The sequence below is a fragment of the Streptomyces malaysiensis subsp. malaysiensis genome (assembly GCF_040653035.1).
In the GTDB taxonomy this organism is placed as follows: Bacteria; Actinomycetota; Actinomycetes; order Streptomycetales; family Streptomycetaceae; genus Streptomyces; species Streptomyces malaysiensis.
In genome coordinates, this window is record NZ_JBEZNG010000001.1 from 43,631 (window position 1) to 60,605 (window position 16,975).

The window sequence follows — 16,975 nt, forward strand, 5'->3', positions numbered from 1 at the left end:
ATCGGGCCCGCCATTACAGAGTGGCGGGTCTCCCCGGAAATTGAACTTGCGTTTCACAGTGTGAGACGTGAGTATCGTCCCATGGACAACACTAGCGGTGTCGGCGTTCTCGACAAGGCTGCTCTGGTGCTGAGCGCCCTGGAGTCCGGTCCGGCCACCCTCGCCGGGCTGGTCGGGGCGACCGGCCTCGCCCGCCCCACGGCACACCGGCTCGCGGTGGCACTCGAGCACCACCGGATGGTGGCACGCGATATGCAGGGGCGCTTCATCCTGGGCCCCCGCCTGGCGGAGCTGGCGGCGGCCGCGGGCGAGGACCGGCTGCTGGCCACGGCCGGTCCCGTGCTCACCCATCTCCGCGATGTGACCGGCGAGAGCGCGCAGCTCTACCGCCGCCAGGGAGACATGCGCATCTGTGTCGCCGCCGCCGAGCGGCTGTCCGGACTGCGGGACACCGTGCCGGTCGGCTCCACCCTCCCCATGAAGGCCGGCTCGGCCGCCCAGGTGCTGATGGCCTGGGAGGAGCCCGAGCGGCTGCACCGCGGCCTCCAGGGGGCCCGCTTCACCGCCACGGCCCTGTCCGGCGTACGGCGGCGGGGCTGGGCCCAGTCGATCGGCGAGCGGGAGCCCGGCGTGGCGTCCGTCTCCGCGCCCGTACGCGGCCCCTCCAACCGCGTGGTCGCCGCCGTCTCGGTCTCCGGACCGATCGAGCGGCTGACCCGCCACCCGGGCCGTATGCACGCCCAGGCCGTCATCGACGCGGCGGCCCGCCTGACGGACGCCCTGCGGCGGGGGAATTAAGCAGGCCCGGGGCCCCGTCACGCCCCCTTCAGCGACAGCCGGTCGGCCGCTCGGTCCCCGCGGCGGCCGACCGGGATGACCCCGGTGGCCTTGCCCAGACCGAACGCCGGCATATTGATGTAGACCGCCTCATGCGCCCCGGCCGGTACAACATAGGTCTCGTGCCAGAAGCCGACCTTGCCCCGGCCCTCCCGGATCCGGCGGTTGAACGCCGTCCAGGCGGGGCGGTGCTCCTTGTCCTGGGCCACCGCGTACCGCATCAGCTTCTCGTGCGAGCCCCAGTACTGGACCACATAGACGACCCGGGGCGGGCCGAACAGCAGCTGATGGCCCAGCATCCCGCTCTCCTCGTCCCGCGCCAGCTCCCGCAGCATCCGCGGCATCGCCCTGAAGACCGGCAGCCAGCTGCGCAGCGCACGGAAGCGGTTGATGCGCATGCCGATCAGGAAGACGGTGACCTCCCCGTCGGCCTCGGCGGTCATACGGCCGGCGAACAGCTCGGCACCCATGGTGATCCCCTCGCTCCGCACATCCGGGATAGAGTTGGATAGCGGCGCTATCCGAGGCTTAGATAGTGCCACTCTCCAACGGAAGGTGCAACAGGGATGCGACTGGCGGAGCTCAGCGAGCGCAGCGGAGTGCCCACCGCGACGATCAAGTACTACCTGCGCGAGCGGCTGCTGCCGCCGGGAGAGCGGATCACCGCCACCAAGGCCGAGTACGGCGAGGAGCATCTGCGCAGACTGCGGCTGGTGCGATCGCTGATCCAGGTCGGCCGGATGCCGGTGGCCACGGCGCGCGAGGTGCTGGCGGCCGCCGACGATGAGTCGCTCGGCCAGAACGCCCGGATGGGCGCCGCGGTCTGGGCGCTGCCGCACGGCCCCGAACCCGAGGAGGACGATGCGCATACGGCGCGGGCGCGCGAGCAGGTGGACACCGTGCTCCGGCGGATGGACTGGCCCCACGGCCAGGAACTGGGCGACAACGCCCCCGCCTACCGGACACTGGTGGCGGCCATCGCCTCCCTGGACCGCCTCGGATACCCCCATGAGACCGAGCATCTGCTGGTGCACGCCCGGCTGGCGGGCGAACTGGCCGTCGCCGACCTGGATCTGGTGGAGACCTACGACACCCCGGAGCAGATCGAGGCCGTCGTGGCGCTGACGGTGCTCTATGAACCGGTGCTGCTCAGCCTGCGGCGGCTCGCGCAAACCGAGGAATCCAGCCGGCGCTTCAAGAAGTGACCGAGGCTCGGGGCACGAAAAAGCCCTCCGCGCTGCCGCGGAGGGCTTTTCGCTGGTACCCCCGACCGGATTCGAACCGGCGCTACCGCCTTGAGAGGGCGGCGTGCTAGGCCGCTACACAACGGGGGCCTGAATCAGCACAGGTGCTGCGCTGGGCTACCAGGACTCGAACCTAGACTAAATGAACCAGAATCACTCGTGCTGCCAATTACACCATAGCCCATGGTATAGACCAGTACCCCCGACCGGATTCGAACCGGCGCTACCGCCTTGAGAGGGCGGCGTGCTAGGCCGCTACACAACGGGGGCCCTAGCGATCTCCGACTTTACGAAGAGATCCGTACCCCCGACCGGATTCGAACCGGCGCTACTGCCTTGAGAGGGCAGCGTGCTAGGCCGCTACACAACGGGGGCCTGGTCCTGCTTTGATCAAGAGATCCAACGGTCATCCGAGAGGTCTCTTGCTGGGGTACCAGGACTCGAACCTAGACTAAGTGAACCAGAATCACTCGTGCTGCCAATTACACCATACCCCACCAAAACGCCACCCCCGTAAGGGGTTTTGTTTGGTTTACGCCTCCGGCTCAGCCTCTCGGCCGCCCGTCCGGCGCAGGAAGAACATTACCCGATGGTGGACGGGCCACCAAAACGAGTATCACCGCGAGTGGCGCCGCCTCGCGGGTGCGGACGGCGCCCCGCGTGGCTATCCCGCCAGCTTCGCCAGCGCCGCGTCGACACGGGCCAGTGTGCGCTCGCGGCCCAGGACCTCCAGGGACTCGAACAGCGGCAGCCCGACCGTGCGGCCGGTGACCGCGACGCGCAGCGGCGCCTGGGCCTTGCCCAGCTTGAGGCCGTGCTCCTCACCGGCCGCGAGGACCGCGGCCTTCAGGGTCTCGGCATCCCAGTCCGCCTCGGCGAGCCGGGTGCGGACCGAGGCCAGAAGCGCGTCGGCGCCCGGCTTCATCGCCTTGGTCCAGGACGCCTCGTCCGCCACCGGCTCGTCGAGGAAGAGGAAGTCGACGTTGGCGGTGATGTCGGACAGGACCGTCAGCCGGGTCTGGGCCAGCGGCGCCAGCGCCTCGAAGGCGGCCGCGTCGAAGGCGTCCGGGGCCCATGGCGCGTGCGGGGCCCTCAGCCAGGGGTCGCACGCCTCGATGAACGCCTTCACATCCAGCAGCCGGATGTGGTCCGCGTTGATCGCCTCGGCCTTCTTGAGGTCGAAGCGCGCCGGGTTGGCGTTCACCGCCGAGATCTCGAACGCCTCGACCATCTCCTCCATCGAGAAGACGTCCCGGTCCGAGGAGAGCGACCAGCCCAGCAGCGAGAGGTAGTTGAGCAGCCCCTCGGGGAGGAAGCCGCGCTCCCGGTAGAGGTTCAGCGAGGACTGCGGATCGCGCTTGGAGAGCTTCTTGTTGCCCTCGCCCATGACGTACGGGAGGTGACCGAAGGCGGGCACCGCGCCGGAGCCCACGCCGATGTCGGCGAGCGCCCCGTAGAGCGCGATCTGGCGCGGGGTGGAGGAGAGCAGGTCCTCGCCGCGCAGTACGTGCGTGATCTCCATCAGCGCGTCGTCCACGGGGTTGACGAGCGTGTAGAGGGGGGCGCCGTTGGCCCGCACGATGCCGTAGTCCGAGACGTTCTCGGCGGCGAAGGTCAGCTCGCCGCGCACCAGATCGGTGAAGACGATCGGCTCGTCCGGCATCCGGAAGCGCACGATCGAGGCGCGCCCCTCGGCCTCGTACGCCGCGATCCGCTCGGCGGTCAGGGTGCGGCAGGTGCCGTCGTAGCCGGAGGGGCGGCCGGCCTTGCGGGCCGCCTCGCGGCGCTCCTCCAGCTCCTCGGCGGTGCAGTAGCAGCGGTAGGCGTGGCCCGCCTCCAGCAGCTTGTCCGCGACCTCGCGGTAGATGTCCATCCGCTGCGACTGGCGGTAGGGCGCGTGCGGGCCGCCGACCTCGGGGCCCTCGTCCCAGTCGAAGCCCAGCCAGCGCATCGCGTCCAGCAGCTGCGTATAGGACTCCTCGGAGTCGCGCGCGGCGTCGGTGTCCTCGATGCGGAACACCATGGTGCCGCCCTGGTGGCGGGCGAAGGCCCAGTTGAACAGGGCCGTGCGGACCAGGCCGACATGGGGGTTGCCGGTCGGCGAGGGACAGAAACGAACCCGCACGGGGGCGGAGGAGGGTGCGCTAGCCACGCTTGATCACCTTGTTGGTGAGAGTGCCGATGCCTTCGATGGTGACGGCGACCTCGTCGCCGACGGAGAGCGGGCCGACGCCCGCCGGAGTGCCGGTGAGCACGACGTCGCCGGGGAGCAGCGTCATCGCCTCGGTGATGTGCACGATCAGGTCCTCGATCGGGCGCACCATCTCGCTCGTACGGCCGAGCTGACGCTGCTCACCGTTGACGGTGCACATGATGCCGAGATCACCGGCGCGCGTCAGGTCGATATCGGTCTCCACCCAGGGGCCCAGCGGACAGGAGGTGTCGAAGCCCTTGGCCCGTGCCCACTGCTTCTCGCGCCGCTGGGCGTCGCGGGCCGTGATGTCGTTGCCGCAGGTGTAGCCGAGGATGACGTCCTTGACGCGCTCGCGCGGCACCTCGCGGCACATCCGTCCGATGACCACGGCCAGCTCGGCCTCGTAGTGCACCTCGGAGGAGAAGGAGGGGTACGCGACGGGGTCGCCGGGGCCGACCACGGAGGTGGACGGCTTGAAGAAGACGACCGGGACGTCGGGGACCTCGTTGCCCAGCTCCGCCGCGTGCTCGGCGTAGTTGCGCCCGATTCCGACGACCTTGTTCGGCAGGACGGGCGGCAGGAGCCGGACCTTGCTCAGGGGGACCTTCTGGCCCGAGCGCTCGAATTCGGCGAAGGGATGGCCCTTGATGATGTCGATGACGGGGCCGTCCTGATCGGACGGCTCGCCCTCCACCACGCCGAAGGCGACGTTGCCGTCGATGGAGAATCTGGCGATGCGCACGGGAAGCCTTGGCTCCTGACTGAACTCGCTGGAGACTGACGCTCCAGGCTATCGCTCCGCGTCCCGCGCGCCGTCGTCCCGCCCGCCGCCGGTGGTGGCGTCCACCGCGGCCCCGGGGGTCAGCGGCCCGGGGTCTCGGTCAGCACGGTGCGCTTGGGGTTCGCGGTCCGGTTGGGCAGATCGACGCGGTGCTCCGGCTGCTCCTCGGGCGCGGCCGACGGCTCGTCGGCGTCCTTGACGTCCTGGGCGTCGTTGAGCTCTTGGACGTCCTTGAGATGGGCGAGGGTGGTGCGCCGCGGGTTGGCTATGGAGCGGAACATCATCGTCGTCTTCACGTGGTCTACGCCTCGTTCTTGTCGTTCGTACCGGCTCTGTAAAGCGTCAGGCTAGAGGCGGCCTTGCCCATGGATTCGCAGGAAAAGTCGCCACCAGCATGTGATATTGCTCACGAACGATCAGGCAAAAGGAACATAGAAGACAGTTACCCAATCACCCTTAACGGACATCGCATACCCGAACCTGACGTTCCGCTCTTGATCATCGCTAGCCGGACACTGGATTCCGGCCTGCGATTCGCACCAGAAAGTCCGTTATCGCCGACATCGCTTTCTACGTCCCGTAATAAAGTCCGCACTGAGCGTCACGCGCATCACAGCCTTATCCATTGCCCTTGTTGCAGCATCCGGCACTGTGCTGGAATTCCCGGGACCGCCGCGGGAATCAACCGGCGCGCACGGGGGCGCAGCACTAGGGGCGCCGAGCGGCGGGGTGCTCCCTTTGTCGACACGAAAGGAAGCGCGCCGGTCACTCACGACCGCCAGGGGGGATCGCGGTCCCCCACGACTCGACACCGCTCCGCCGTCCGCCGGTGGAGCGCCTGGTCCAGAGGTTGCGACGCTAGTGCAGGGACGTTTCAAGAGGGATGGTATGGGGGCTCCGCAGGCCCGCCAGGGCCGAGGGGATGCTGCGGCGGACCCGGAGCCGCGTGGCGGGGCCGAGCGCGGCTCCTCGCCCCAGCGCGCCCAGGGCAGCAACGGCAGGACGCCGGCCGATCAGACCCCCGAGGCCGGTGCGCAGAGTGCTACCCGGATCAGTGTGCCCAGCGGCGGCAACGCCGGCGCCTCCGGCGGCGGAGACGCCCCGGAGCAGCCGGTCAAGCCGAAGACCCCCGCCGGCCCCACCGGTCCCGGCAGCCGTATGGCCCTGCGCAACTGGCGCATCAGCACCCGACTGGTCTCCCTGCTCGCGCTCCCGGTGGTCGCCGCGACCACTCTGGGGGCGCTGCGCATCGAGGGCTCGCTCGACAACATCAAGCAGCTGGACCAGATGAAGCTGCTCACCGAGATGACGCAGCAGGCCACCCAGTTGGCCAGCGCCCTCCAGGAGGAGCGCGACAAGTCGGCGGGTCCGCTGGCCGGCAAGGGCAACGACAAGGACGACCGGGTCGTCTCCACGCGCGAGGACACCAACCGCGCGATCTCGGCCTTCCGCGAGGCCACCCATCAGATCGACCCCGGTGACCAGTCGCTGGCGGGCGTGCAGTCCACGCTCGTCAACATCGACCGCCAGCTCGGCAAGATCAACGAAGTCCGTGACACGGCCTACGACAACAGCCAGTACTACTCGCTGACGGTCCAGAACTACAACGAGCTGATCAACTCGCTGCTGTCGCTCTCCCAGGACATGGCGCAGGCGACCAGCAACCGCGCGATGATCAACAACACCCGCGCGCTCGCCACCTTCTCCTCCGCCAAGGAGTACGCCTCGATCCAGCGCGCGCTCATCAGCGCCGCGCTCGCCGACCCCAAGGGCGCCGACTTCTCCGCCAACGACCGCCGCTTCGCCAGGACCGCGGTGGACAAGGAGAACGAGGCGCTCGGCCGCTTCAAGCAAATCCGCCAGGGCAACTCCGAGGATCTGCTGGAACCGCTGGACAGCCGCCCCGACATCAAGGCGGCGACCATGTACGCCGACCGCGCGGTGCGCGACCCGGAGGGGCTCAAGGCCGAGAAGCGCACCGATCTGGACTGGTACGACCAGGACAGTATCAAGATCGAAGAGATGGGCAAGATCGAGCAGACGCTGCTCAGCGAGATGCAGCAGAAGGCTCGTGAGCTCCGCGACTCCGCCCAGCAGGACGCGATCATCAACGGTGCGCTGATCCTGCTGGTCCTCGGCGTCTCCCTGGTCGGCGCCTTCGTCGTCGCCCGCTCCATGGTCCGCTCGCTGCGCCGCCTCCAGGACACCGCGCAGGAGGTCTCCCAGAAGCGGCTGCCCGAACTGGTCAAGCAGCTCTCCGAGTCCGACCCGCAGGACGTGGACACCTCCGTCGAGTCCGTCGGTGTGCACAGCCGGGACGAGATCGGAAAGGTGGCCACGGCCTTCGACGACGTGCACCGCGAGGCGGTCCGGCTCGCCGCCGAACAGGCGCTGCTGCGGGGCAACGTCAACGCCATGTTCACCAACCTCTCGCGCCGCAGCCAGGGCCTCATCCAGCGCCAGCTCTCGCTCATCTCCGAGCTGGAGAGCCGCGAGGCCGACCCGGACCAGCTCTCCTCGCTCTTCAAGCTGGACCACCTCGCCACCCGTATGCGCCGTAACGGCGAGAACCTCCTGGTCCTCGCGGGCGAGGAGCCCGGCCGCCGGTGGACCCGGCCGGTGCCGCTGGTGGACGTGCTCCGTGCCGCGGCCTCCGAGGTGGAGCAGTACGAGCGCATCGAGCTCAGCTCGGTCCCGGCGACCGAGGTCGCCGGCCGGGTCGTCAACGACCTGGTGCACCTGCTCGCCGAGTTGCTGGAGAACGCGACCTCCTTCTCCTCGCCGCAGACCAAGGTCAAGGTCACCGGTCACGCACTGCCCGACGGGCGGGTGCTGGTCGAGATCCACGACACCGGTATCGGGCTCTCGCCCGAGGATCTGGCGGCGATCAACGAGCGGCTGGCCTCCCCGCCCACGGTCGATGTGTCGGTGTCCCGGCGCATGGGTCTGTTCGTGGTCGGCCGGCTGTCGCTGCGCCACGGCATCCGCATCCAGCTCCGGCCGTCCGACTCGGGCGGTACGACGGCGCTGGTCATGCTGCCCGTCGATGTCGCCCAGGGCGGCCGGAAGCCGACGCCGCAGGCCGCCGGTGGCAAGGCGGGCCAGGGCGGACCGGGCGCCGGCGGCAACGGCGGCGATCAGGGCGGCGCCGGGCTGCTCGGCTCGGCGCCCTCGCGGCGCCAGGTCCCGGGCTCCGGTTCGCGCGCCGCGCTGCCGGGCAACGGCAACGGCGGCAGCGGACTGCCGACCCGGCCGGTCGGCGCCGGCGCCGGTCCCTCGGGCGGCGCCCCGGCCGGCGGCACCAACTTCTTCGAGGGCGGACGGCCTCCGGGCCCCCGGGGCAACGCCCCCTCGGGCCCCGGCGGTCAGGGCGGCCCCGGCGCCGCCTCCGGCCGTCCCCCGCTCCCGACGCGCGGCGAGAACCCGACCGTCGCCCCGCCGACCGGCGCCCCGGCCCGCGCCGACGGGGGCGACCAGGGCGGCCGCCCGCAGCTGCCCACGCGCGGCCCCGCGCCAGAGCTTCCGGCCCCCGCCCAGCCCGGCACCAGCTGGGGCGCCCGCGCCGCGTCCGGCGAGGACGACTGGCCGGGCACTCCGCGCGACGCGGGCGACACCCCGCGCGGGCACGAGGAGTACGAATCCACGGGCCAGTTCGCCCGTCCGGATCTCGGCGGTCCCACGAACCGGCGCGATCCGTTCGGCAACCGCGGCCCCGGCGACACCGGTGAGCTGCCGCAGCTGGGCGACGGTCCCAGCATGTTCGAGCCGCGCCGCGCGCCCGGCGGACCGCAGGGCGGCCAGGGGCTGTCCGACACCGGCCAGTTCAGCCGCCCGGACTACGGCCGCGGGCCCGGCGACACCGGCGAGTTCGCCCGTCCGGATCTCGGCCAGGGCCCGGGTGACACCGGTGAGTACGCCCAGCCGCGGTTCGAGGACGCCGCCCCGCGCGGCGGCCGCGGCCCCGGTGACACGGGCGAGTTCCCCCGGCCCGACTACGGCCGTGGGCCGGGCGACACCGGAGAGTTCCCCCGGCCCGACTACAACCGCGGCCCGGGTGACACCGGCGAATTCCCGCGCCCCGACTACAACCGCGGGCCCGGCGACACCGGAGAGTTCCCCCGGCCCGACTACAACCGTCGCCCGGGTGACACCGGCGAATTCCCGCGCCCCGACTACAACCGCGGGCCCGGCGACACCGGCGAATTCCCGCGTCCGGACATGAGCGGCACCGGCGAGTACGCACTGCCCCAGAGCCCCCGGAACGGGCCCGGCGGGCGCGCGAACGACCCGATACCGTCCGCCGGCCCCGGCGACGGCCGTACGCCGATCTTCGACAACATCGAGTCGACCTGGCATCACAACCAGGTCGTGGACCCGGGCGCAGCGGGTTCCCAGGGCGGGGGCCGGTCGTTCCCGTCCGCGCCCGAGCCCACCCCCGGCCGGCCCGCCTCGGCCGTACCGCCACCCTCGCACCGCGAGCCGCAGCCGGCGCCCCAGGGCCCGGGCGACTTCGCGGGGTCGGGTGCGGGCGGTGCCGGTCTCAATGGCCGGACGGGTTCCCACTGGCGTACGTCGCCCCACAACGACGAGCGCTGGCGCCGCGCCGAGCAGGTCCGCGAACCCGCGGCCGGCGGTATCACGTCATCCGGGTTGCCACGGCGGGTGCCCCGCGCAAACCTCGTGGAGGGCGCCGCGCACCAGCCGCAGCAACCCGACCTAACTGGGCCGCAGGTGTCTCGCGCGCCCGATGATGTACGCGGCAGGCTGACCAACCTCCGCCGTGGGATCCAGCAGGGTCGCCGGGCCGGAACCGGACTCGGCGACAACCATGATCGCGGCATTGGCCCGACTTACCAGCAGGAGCGTTAGTTGAGCCCGATGAGCCAGGCGGCGCAGAATCTGAACTGGTTGATCACGAACTTCGTGGACAACACCCCCGGGGTGTCCCACACGGTGGTGGTCTCCGCCGACGGACTCCTTCTGGCGATGTCCGAAGGCTTCCCCCGTGACCGAGCCGATCAACTGGCGGCGGTGGCCTCCGGCCTGACCTCGCTCACCTCCGGAGCCTCCCGCATCTTCGAAGGCGGCGTGGTCAACCAGACCGTCGTCGAAATGGAACGAGGCTTCCTCTTCATCATGTCCATCTCCGACGGATCCTCCCTCGCCGTACTCGCCCACCCCGAGTGCGACATCGGCCTCGTCGGCTACGAGATGGCCCTGCTGGTCGACCGTGCGGGCAACGTCCTCACCCCCGACCTGCGTGCGGAACTACAGGGCAGCCTGCTGAACTGATCCATCGACCATCCGACGCCCGTCCACCCGGCCCCACGGCCGGGTGGACCCCTACCGGCACCGACCGACGGCACGACCGTCACCTTGTTGTCCGACCGGAGGATCCATGACCCCGCCCCCCGCCTCGCCCGGCCCGTACGGCGGCCATCACCAATCGCCGTACGGGGGTGAAGGCGACCAGCCATTGGTGCGCCCGTATGCCATGACCGGTGGCCGGACCCGGCCGCGCTACCAGCTCGCCATCGAGGCGCTGGTCAGCACCACGGCCGACCCCGTGCACCTCCAGGGGCTGCTCCCCGAGCACCAGCGGATCTGCCACCTGTGCCAGGAGGTCAAGTCGGTCGCCGAGGTCTCGGCGCTGCTGAACATCCCCCTGGGTGTGGCACGGATCCTGGTGGCGGACCTGGCGGAGGCCGGCATGGTGGCGATCCACCAGCCCGGGGGCGGTTCGGAAGCGGGCGGTACCCCGGATGTGACACTGCTCGAAAGGGTGCTCAGTGGACTTCGCAAGCTCTAGCGGCGCTCCTCCCGCACGCGCGACCACCTCGGCGAAGATCGTGGTGGCGGGTGGCTTCGGCGTGGGCAAGACCACGTTCGTCGGCGCGGTCTCGGAGATCAACCCGCTGCGCACCGAAGCCGTGATGACCTCGGCCTCGGCGGGGATCGACGATCTGAGCCACGTCCAGGACAAGACCACGACGACCGTGGCGATGGACTTCGGCCGCATCACGCTCGACGACGATCTGATCCTGTACCTGTTCGGTACGCCGGGCCAGGACCGCTTCTGGTTCATGTGGGACGACCTGGTGCGCGGTGCGATCGGCGCCGTGGTGCTGGTGGACACCCGCCGGCTCGCCGACTGCTTCCCCGCCGTCGACTACTTCGAGAACTCCGGGCTGCCCTTCGTCATCGCCCTCAACGGCTTCGAGGGACACCAGCCCTACACTCCCGAAGAAGTCCGCGAGGCACTCCAGATCGGCCCGGACACCCCCATCATCACCACCGACGCGCGCCACCGCGGCGAGGCCAAGAGCGCGCTCATCACGTTGGTCGAGCACGCTCTGATGGCCCGGCTCAAGTAGCGGTCGCCGTCCGGAAGTTGTCGGAAAACCGACGGAGAGCGGGCTGTGTCGAACGACACGGCCCGCTCGTCATTCATAACGTTTCGACAGAGATATGACTCGGCCCCCGATACAGAGCGCGATCGCTTCACTCCGCTGCGCACTCAAATAGTTCGGTATTCGACATATCTCATCCGTAACGCCCCTTTTATCTCTGGTCCAGACAACGCACTGAGCGTTTTGCGCACTGTTTGGAAAGCACCGGCGTTGCGTGCTGGAATTCGCTGAACTGGGCAGTCAGGAGCTCAGCTGGGAACGGCACGAATCAGGTGCCGACGCCGAGAGGTTGTTGGTCGAGTGAGGCGAAGCAAGCCGGACCCCGCGCAAGAGACGCGAGGGAACTTCACCCCGCCGCCGCGTTCAGGTGCCGCGGCGTCGTCCGCCGAGGCAGCGGAGCCACCCGTATCCAGTGGTGGCCGCATCTCCCCTCGGAACTGGCGGGTGCGCGGCCGGCTGTACGCGATCCTGCTCATCCCTGTGCTCGTCGCCCTGGTCTTCGGTGGCTTCCAGGTCGCCTCCTCCGTCTCGACCTGGAACGAGGCACGGGACGCCGAGCGCACCGCCCGGGTCGTCCGGGCCGCCACCACCTACGCCCACGCCCTGGTCAACGAGCGCGATCTGAGCGCCGGCCCACTGCTCAGCGGCACCAACGAGGACATGGTGACCAAGGCGCGGGCCACCAGCGACGCGGCGAAGAAGGACTTCGACAAGGCCGTCGCCGATATGCCGCAGACGCCGACCTTGAAACGCCGCCTCAAAGCGTTCCGAGCCGCCGAACCTCAGCTGGCCGCCCTGCGCCGCAACGCCTACACCGACCGCCTGAACGGTGTGAAGACCGAAGAGGGCTATGTCACCGTCGAGCACGGGCTGACCGAGTTCGCCAATGAGCTGGGCCTGGGCACCGGCAATATCACGTCTTACGGCCGTACCGTCTACGCGGTATCCCTGGCCAAGGGTGCGGAGTCGCTACAGCGCTCCATCGGCACTCATCTGCTGGTCAAACCCGGTCCGTCGGCGACCGACCGCAAGATCCAGCTCACCGCCTTCACCTCGTACGTCTACCTCGAGGGCATCGCCGTCGGGGAGTTCGAGGCCGCCGGCACACCGCAGGACGTGACCCGGCTCGAGGACACCCTCACCGCGTCCGGGAAGGATGCGCAGAAGCAAATAGCGGAGGCGAAGCGGAAAGCCGAGGCGGGCGGCAAGAAGTTCGTACCGCCGCCCGGTATGGACCAGATGATCAAGGCCATGGGCAGCGGTGCGAGCCCCTCCGCGCTGGCCGCCCAGGGGGTCACCCCGGATGCCTGGTTCAGCGCCTCCACGGTCAAGTTCAACGCCTACCGGGACGTCGAGCAGACCCTGGTGAACCGGGCCGTGAACGAGGCGGCGCAGATCTCCTCGGACGCCCGGCGCGATGCGATCGTGAACGGCGCGATCGTGGTGCTGGCACTCCTCGCCGCCTTCTTCGTGGCCGGCCGGATGGCCCGCTCGATGAGCCATTCGATGCGGCAACTGCGCAACGCCGCCTTCGAGGTCGCCGACAAGCGGCTGCCGGCGGTGGTCGACCAGCTCTCCCGCACCGACCCCGGACGGGTGGACACCCGGGTCAGCTCGATACCGATCAACACCCGGGACGAGATCGGCGAGGTGGCCCGCGCCTTCGACCAGGTGCACCGCGAGGCGATCCGGCTCGCGGCCGAGCAGGCGATGCTCCGCGGCGGCGTCAACGCGATCTTCACCAACCTTTCCAGTCGCAACCAGGGGCTGATCGAGCGGCAGCTGACCCTGATCTCGGAGCTGGAGAACCGGGAAGCCGATCCGGACCAGCTGGAGCACCTCTTCCGGCTGGACCACCTGGCCACCCGTATGCGGCGCAACGGCGAGAACCTCCTGATTCTCGCGGGCGAGGAGCCCGGCCGGCGCTGGAACCAGCCGGTGCCGCTGATCGATGTGCTGCGCGCCGCCTCCTCCGAGGTGGAGTCCTACGAGCGCATCGAGCTGGCGGGCATCTCCGAGAGCGAGATCCACGGCACCGCGGTCACCGACCTGGTGCACCTCCTGGCCGAGCTGCTGGAGAACGCCACCACCTTCTCCTCCCCGCACACCAAGGTGCGGGTCACCTCGACCCGGCTGCCCGACGGCCGGGTGGTGGTGGAGATCCACGACAAGGGCATCGGCCTGACCGCCGAGGACTTCGCCGACATCAACCACAAGCTGGCCAATCCGCCGACGGTGGACGCCTCGGTCTCCCAGCGCATGGGGCTCTTCGTGGTCGGCCGCCTCGCCGACCGGCACGGCATCCGGGTCCAGCTGCGCCCCTCCGGGGAGCAGGCGGGCACCACATCGCTGGTGATGCTGCCCGAGGCGATCACCCACGGCGGTGGCGGCGAGGAACTGCCCCAGGACGACTTCACGGTCTCCCGGCTGGTCCCCGAGCCACGGCCCGCCCCGCCTTTCGGGGACATGACCGAGCTGTCCTCGCGCACCGCCGCCGAGCTGGGCTTCGACGACTCCGCCTACGAACGGGACCAGGGGCAGAACCAGTTCCTGGGCCAGTACAGCGGAATGGGGTCCACCGCGCCCGAACAGGAGCCGCGGCATGACCAGGCGGCCTCCGATCCGCTGGCGCAGTCCTCGTACCAGAATTCCGCCTTTTCACAACCGGAAGCGGATTACACAGCTCAAACGGAATCCGAACAGCAGCCGTACATCGGCTACAACTCACCCTCCCAGCAGGGAGAGTGGGGCGATTCCGGATCTTTCGAGATGCCCTACGCGTCGCAGTTCGGGACCGAAGCGGAATCAGGACCCGGCGCTCCCGAAGTTTCACGGGACCGCGTAGAGTTCCACCGTCCGGGCCCTTCCCCGAGCGGAATCCACTCGATGACCGACGCCGGACTTCCGCGTCGGGACAAGCAGTGGCGGCCGTCCGAGGAGACAGGGACTCAGGGGATGGTCGGGGACCCGGCGGCGCATATGGCGCCGGAGCGGCCCCGGCAGGTCCCCCAGCAGCAGGAGGACGGTGCCCCGTGGCAGTCGGAGAACGACCAGCGCTGGCACCGTGCCGAGCAGCTGCGCGAGCCGAAGGCCGGCGGGATCACATCGTCCGGCCTGCCCCGGCGGGTGCCCAAGGCCAATCTGGTCGAGGGCTCCGCGGAGTCGGCCGGACAGGGCGGCCCCCACGTCTCCCGTGCCCCGGAGGACATCCGCGGCAGGTTGAGCAACCTGCGCCGCGGCGTCCAGCGGGGGCGCAGCATGGGATCCGGGACCCCCGGGCGTGACCAGCATGACCAACAGGGCTTCGGCCCCGGCAGCACCTACGATCAGGAGCGTTAGTGTGAGCCCGATGAGCCAGGCGGCGCAGAACCTGAACTGGTTGATCACGAACTTCGTGGACAACACCCCCGGGGTGTCCCACACGGTGGTGGTCTCCGCCGACGGACTCCTTCTGGCGATGTCCGAAGGCTTCCCCCGTGACCGAGCCGATCAACTGGCGGCGGTGGCCTCCGGCCTGACCTCGCTCACCTCCGGAGCCTCCCGCATCTTCGAAGGCGGCGTGGTCAACCAGACCGTCGTCGAAATGGAACGAGGCTTCCTCTTCATCATGTCCATCTCCGACGGATCCTCCCTCGCCGTACTCGCCCACCCCGAGTGCGACATCGGCCTCGTCGGCTACGAGATGGCCCTGCTGGTCGATCGCGCGGGCAACGTCCTCACCCCGGATCTCCGCGCGGAATTGCAGGGCAGTCTTCTCAACTAGCAAACATGGAGTGCGTTTCGCGCCACCGCGCCATAGGGTGCGGTGGCGCGACCGGCAAGACAGGCGAGTTGGAGGAGGACACGTGGCAACGCCCCCTAGCGGATATCCGTACGCCCACGGGCAGCCGTCCGAACCGCGCGGAGAGGGTCCAGTGAAGCGCTTCAACTTCCCCTCCGCACCCAGCCGCCAGGCCCGCTCCCCACAGCAGCCGGAGCCACAGCGGGAGCAGCAGCCCCCGCGGCGGCAGCCGCAGCGGCCCCAGCAACAGCCGTACACGCCCTCCTACGCGCCTCAGGGGCCGTCGGAGGGGTCTTGGTACGACGCGCCTCCCGCGCCGCGTATCGAGCCCGTACAGCCGCCTGCGCGCCCCGCTCCGGAAACTTCCTCCCCCGCGGGCAGCACTCATAACCCTCTGGTGCGCCCGTACGCCATGACTGGGGGCCGGACCCGGCCCCGGTACCAGCTCGCCATCGAGGCGCTGGTGCACACCACGGCCGAACCCGCTCAGCTCCAGGGCCAGCTGCCCGAGCACCAGCGGATCTGCCAACTGTGCCGCGAGATCAAGTCGGTCGCCGAGATCTCCGCACTGCTCACCATCCCGCTCGGCGTAGCCCGCATCCTCGTAGCCGACCTGGCCGAGGCGGGGCTCGTCGCCATTCATCAGCCCGGCGGTGACGAATCCGCCGGCGGTCAGCCTGACGTGACACTGCTCGAAAGGGTGCTCAGTGGACTTCGCAAGCTCTAGCGGTGCAGCCCGCTCCACCACCTCCGCGAAAATCGTGGTGGCGGGCGGCTTCGGCGTGGGCAAGACCACGTTCGTCGGCGCGGTCTCGGAGATCAACCCGCTGCGCACCGAAGCCGTGATGACCTCCGCCTCGGCGGGGATCGACGATCTCACCCATGCACCGGACAAGACCACCACCACGGTGGCGATGGACTTCGGCCGCATCACGCTGGACCAGGACCTGATCCTGTACCTGTTCGGTACGCCGGGCCAGGACCGCTTCTGGTTCATGTGGGACGACCTGGTCCGTGGTGCCATCGGCGCGGTCGTCCTGGTGGACACCCGCCGGCTCGCCGACTGCTTCCCGGCGGTCGACTACTTCGAGAACTCCGGACTGCCCTTCGTCATCGCCCTCAACGGCTTCGACGGACACCAGCCCTACAACCCCGAAGAGGTCCGCGAGGCACTCCAGATCGGCCCCGACGCGCCGATCATCACCACCGACGCCCGCCACCGCAGCGAGGCCAAGAGCGCGCTGATCACGCTGGTCGAGCACGCGCTGATGGCCCGGCTGCGGTAGCCGAGGCCGGCGGCAGAAGCCAAAATCCCCTGCTCTCCCAGGAGAACAGGGGATTTGTGCGTTCCGGCGGGCGTCCGGCGCACTTCGGCGGGCGTCCGGCGCGCTTACGCGCTCGGCGCGGGGCCGTGGCCACCGGGCGGTGTGCGGCCGTCCGGGGGCGGCGGGGCGCCGGGGGCGCTCAGCCCTGCCAGCTGTGCGGCGCGCTGAACGCCGGGCGGCGCTCCAGACGGCGCCAGCGGGCGGCGCTGCGGCTGGGGCGGGTGGAGCCGGCGGTCCGGTGGGTGCCGGCGGCCGCGCGGGCGAGCAGCACCGCGGTGACCGCGGCGAGCTCCTCGGCGTCGGCGTGGCCCTTCTCGACCCGGACCAGGGTGGCCGTCGCCGCGGCGGCGGGATCGGCGATATCGCTGGGTGTGCTCACGGTCGTCTCTTCTCCCTTGTCACG

General features: G+C 70.0%; 15 protein-coding genes and 5 tRNA genes. 10 read left to right on the forward strand and 10 right to left on the reverse strand.

Translation table 11 applies throughout. The features are described 5' to 3' along the window. The first annotated feature begins 81 nt into the window (after positions 1–81). A complete protein-coding gene (ndgR, locus tag AB0E24_RS00205; RefSeq protein WP_030834082.1) occupies positions 82–798 on the forward strand; it encodes an IclR family transcriptional regulator NdgR in 717 nt (238 codons plus the stop codon). 17 nt (positions 799–815) lie between these two features. Here ndgR and AB0E24_RS00210 read toward each other — a convergent pair whose 3' ends face one another. Next, on the reverse strand, positions 816–1,307 hold the full coding sequence (locus AB0E24_RS00210; RefSeq protein WP_176743181.1) for a DUF4188 domain-containing protein: 492 nt from the start codon (positions 1,305–1,307) through the stop codon (positions 816–818). A gap of 96 nt (positions 1,308–1,403) precedes the next feature. Here AB0E24_RS00210 and AB0E24_RS00215 point away from each other — a divergent pair, with 96 nt between their 5' ends. After that, positions 1,404–2,042, forward strand: coding sequence for a MerR family transcriptional regulator (locus AB0E24_RS00215; protein ID WP_093703693.1), 639 nt, complete (start codon positions 1,404–1,406; stop codon positions 2,040–2,042). A 53-nt stretch (positions 2,043–2,095) separates the two neighbouring features. On the opposite strand, the gene AB0E24_RS00220 is transcribed toward AB0E24_RS00215, so the two are convergent. The 8 genes from AB0E24_RS00220 to AB0E24_RS00255 form a co-directional block, all read right to left on the reverse strand. Then, positions 2,096–2,171 (reverse strand) — tRNA-Glu (locus tag AB0E24_RS00220). A 22-nt stretch (positions 2,172–2,193) separates the two neighbouring features. Then, positions 2,194–2,265 (reverse strand) — tRNA-Gln (locus AB0E24_RS00225). Between the two features lie 13 nt (positions 2,266–2,278). After that, positions 2,279–2,351 (reverse strand) — tRNA-Glu (locus AB0E24_RS00230). Between the two features lie 32 nt (positions 2,352–2,383). Beyond that, a tRNA-Glu gene (locus AB0E24_RS00235) sits at positions 2,384–2,456 on the reverse strand. Positions 2,457–2,506: 50 nt separating this feature from the next. Beyond that, positions 2,507–2,578: transfer RNA gene (locus AB0E24_RS00240), tRNA-Gln, on the reverse strand. A gap of 167 nt (positions 2,579–2,745) precedes the next feature. Further along, positions 2,746–4,233: a glutamate--tRNA ligase gene (gltX, locus tag AB0E24_RS00245; protein WP_069866509.1), complete on the reverse strand. Its 1,488-nt coding sequence runs from the start codon at positions 4,231–4,233 to the stop codon at positions 2,746–2,748. Beyond that, the gene (locus AB0E24_RS00250) at positions 4,226–5,017 is read right to left on the reverse strand and encodes a fumarylacetoacetate hydrolase family protein (RefSeq protein WP_069866511.1); all 792 of its coding nucleotides are present in this window, start codon (positions 5,015–5,017) and stop codon (positions 4,226–4,228) included. Before AB0E24_RS00250 ends, gltX begins: the two co-directional genes overlap by 8 nt. A 119-nt stretch (positions 5,018–5,136) precedes the next feature. Beyond that, positions 5,137–5,352 carry a hypothetical protein gene (locus tag AB0E24_RS00255; RefSeq protein ID WP_069866513.1) on the reverse strand — a complete coding sequence of 72 codons (216 nt, stop codon included), beginning with the start codon at positions 5,350–5,352 and terminating at the stop codon, positions 5,137–5,139. A 592-nt stretch (positions 5,353–5,944) separates the two neighbouring features. Here AB0E24_RS00255 and AB0E24_RS00260 point away from each other — a divergent pair. From AB0E24_RS00260 to AB0E24_RS00295, 8 genes are all read left to right on the forward strand, one after another. Beyond that, entirely contained in the window at positions 5,945–9,925 is a 3,981-nt protein-coding gene (locus AB0E24_RS00260) for a nitrate- and nitrite sensing domain-containing protein (protein ID WP_359373985.1), read from the forward strand. 9 nt (positions 9,926–9,934) lie between these two features. Beyond that, positions 9,935–10,348 carry a roadblock/LC7 domain-containing protein gene (locus AB0E24_RS00265; protein ID WP_020868201.1) on the forward strand — a complete coding sequence of 138 codons (414 nt, stop codon included), beginning with the start codon at positions 9,935–9,937 and terminating at the stop codon, positions 10,346–10,348. Positions 10,349–10,454: 106 nt separating this feature from the next. Next, a complete protein-coding gene (locus AB0E24_RS00270) occupies positions 10,455–10,865 on the forward strand; it encodes a DUF742 domain-containing protein (RefSeq protein ID WP_014055140.1) in 411 nt (136 codons plus the stop codon). Next, positions 10,846–11,430, forward strand: a complete 585-nt coding sequence (locus AB0E24_RS00275) for a GTP-binding protein (RefSeq protein ID WP_079153118.1) — start codon at positions 10,846–10,848, stop codon at positions 11,428–11,430. The genes AB0E24_RS00270 and AB0E24_RS00275 overlap by 20 nt, the downstream gene beginning before the upstream one ends. Positions 11,431–11,766: 336 nt before the next feature. Beyond that, positions 11,767–14,805, forward strand: coding sequence for a nitrate- and nitrite sensing domain-containing protein (locus tag AB0E24_RS00280; RefSeq protein WP_147968998.1), 3,039 nt, complete (start codon positions 11,767–11,769; stop codon positions 14,803–14,805). Between the two features lie 10 nt (positions 14,806–14,815). Next, entirely contained in the window at positions 14,816–15,229 is a 414-nt protein-coding gene (locus AB0E24_RS00285; RefSeq protein ID WP_020868201.1) for a roadblock/LC7 domain-containing protein, read from the forward strand. An 82-nt stretch (positions 15,230–15,311) separates the two neighbouring features. Continuing rightward, positions 15,312–15,974, forward strand: coding sequence for a DUF742 domain-containing protein (locus AB0E24_RS00290; RefSeq protein ID WP_079153119.1), 663 nt, complete (start codon positions 15,312–15,314; stop codon positions 15,972–15,974). Beyond that, positions 15,955–16,533, forward strand: a complete 579-nt coding sequence (locus AB0E24_RS00295; RefSeq protein WP_075200410.1) for a GTP-binding protein — start codon at positions 15,955–15,957, stop codon at positions 16,531–16,533. The genes AB0E24_RS00290 and AB0E24_RS00295 overlap by 20 nt, the downstream gene beginning before the upstream one ends. Before the next feature lie 178 nt (positions 16,534–16,711). Here the strand turns inward: AB0E24_RS00295 and AB0E24_RS00300 are convergent, their stop codons facing one another. Further along, complete coding sequence (locus tag AB0E24_RS00300; RefSeq protein WP_079153120.1) at positions 16,712–16,951, reverse strand: acyl-CoA carboxylase subunit epsilon; 240 nt, start codon at positions 16,949–16,951, stop codon at positions 16,712–16,714. Positions 16,952–16,975 lie beyond the last annotated feature (24 nt).

Bases quoted from the DNA above. Each gene is read 5' to 3' on its own strand.
- ndgR (WP_030834082.1), top strand. From the start codon at position 82: ATGGACAACACTAGCGGTGTCGGCGTTCTCGACAAGGCTGCTCTGGTG.
- AB0E24_RS00210 (WP_176743181.1), bottom strand. From the start codon at position 1,307: ATGGGTGCCGAGCTGTTCGCCGGCCGTATGACCGCCGAGGCCGACGGG.
- AB0E24_RS00215 (WP_093703693.1), top strand. From the start codon at position 1,404: ATGCGACTGGCGGAGCTCAGCGAGCGCAGCGGAGTGCCCACCGCGACG.
- AB0E24_RS00260 (WP_359373985.1), top strand. From the start codon at position 5,945: ATGGGGGCTCCGCAGGCCCGCCAGGGCCGAGGGGATGCTGCGGCGGAC.
- AB0E24_RS00265 (WP_020868201.1), top strand. From the start codon at position 9,935: ATGAGCCAGGCGGCGCAGAATCTGAACTGGTTGATCACGAACTTCGTG.
- AB0E24_RS00270 (WP_014055140.1), top strand. From the start codon at position 10,455: ATGACCCCGCCCCCCGCCTCGCCCGGCCCGTACGGCGGCCATCACCAA.
- AB0E24_RS00285 (WP_020868201.1), top strand. From the start codon at position 14,816: ATGAGCCAGGCGGCGCAGAACCTGAACTGGTTGATCACGAACTTCGTG.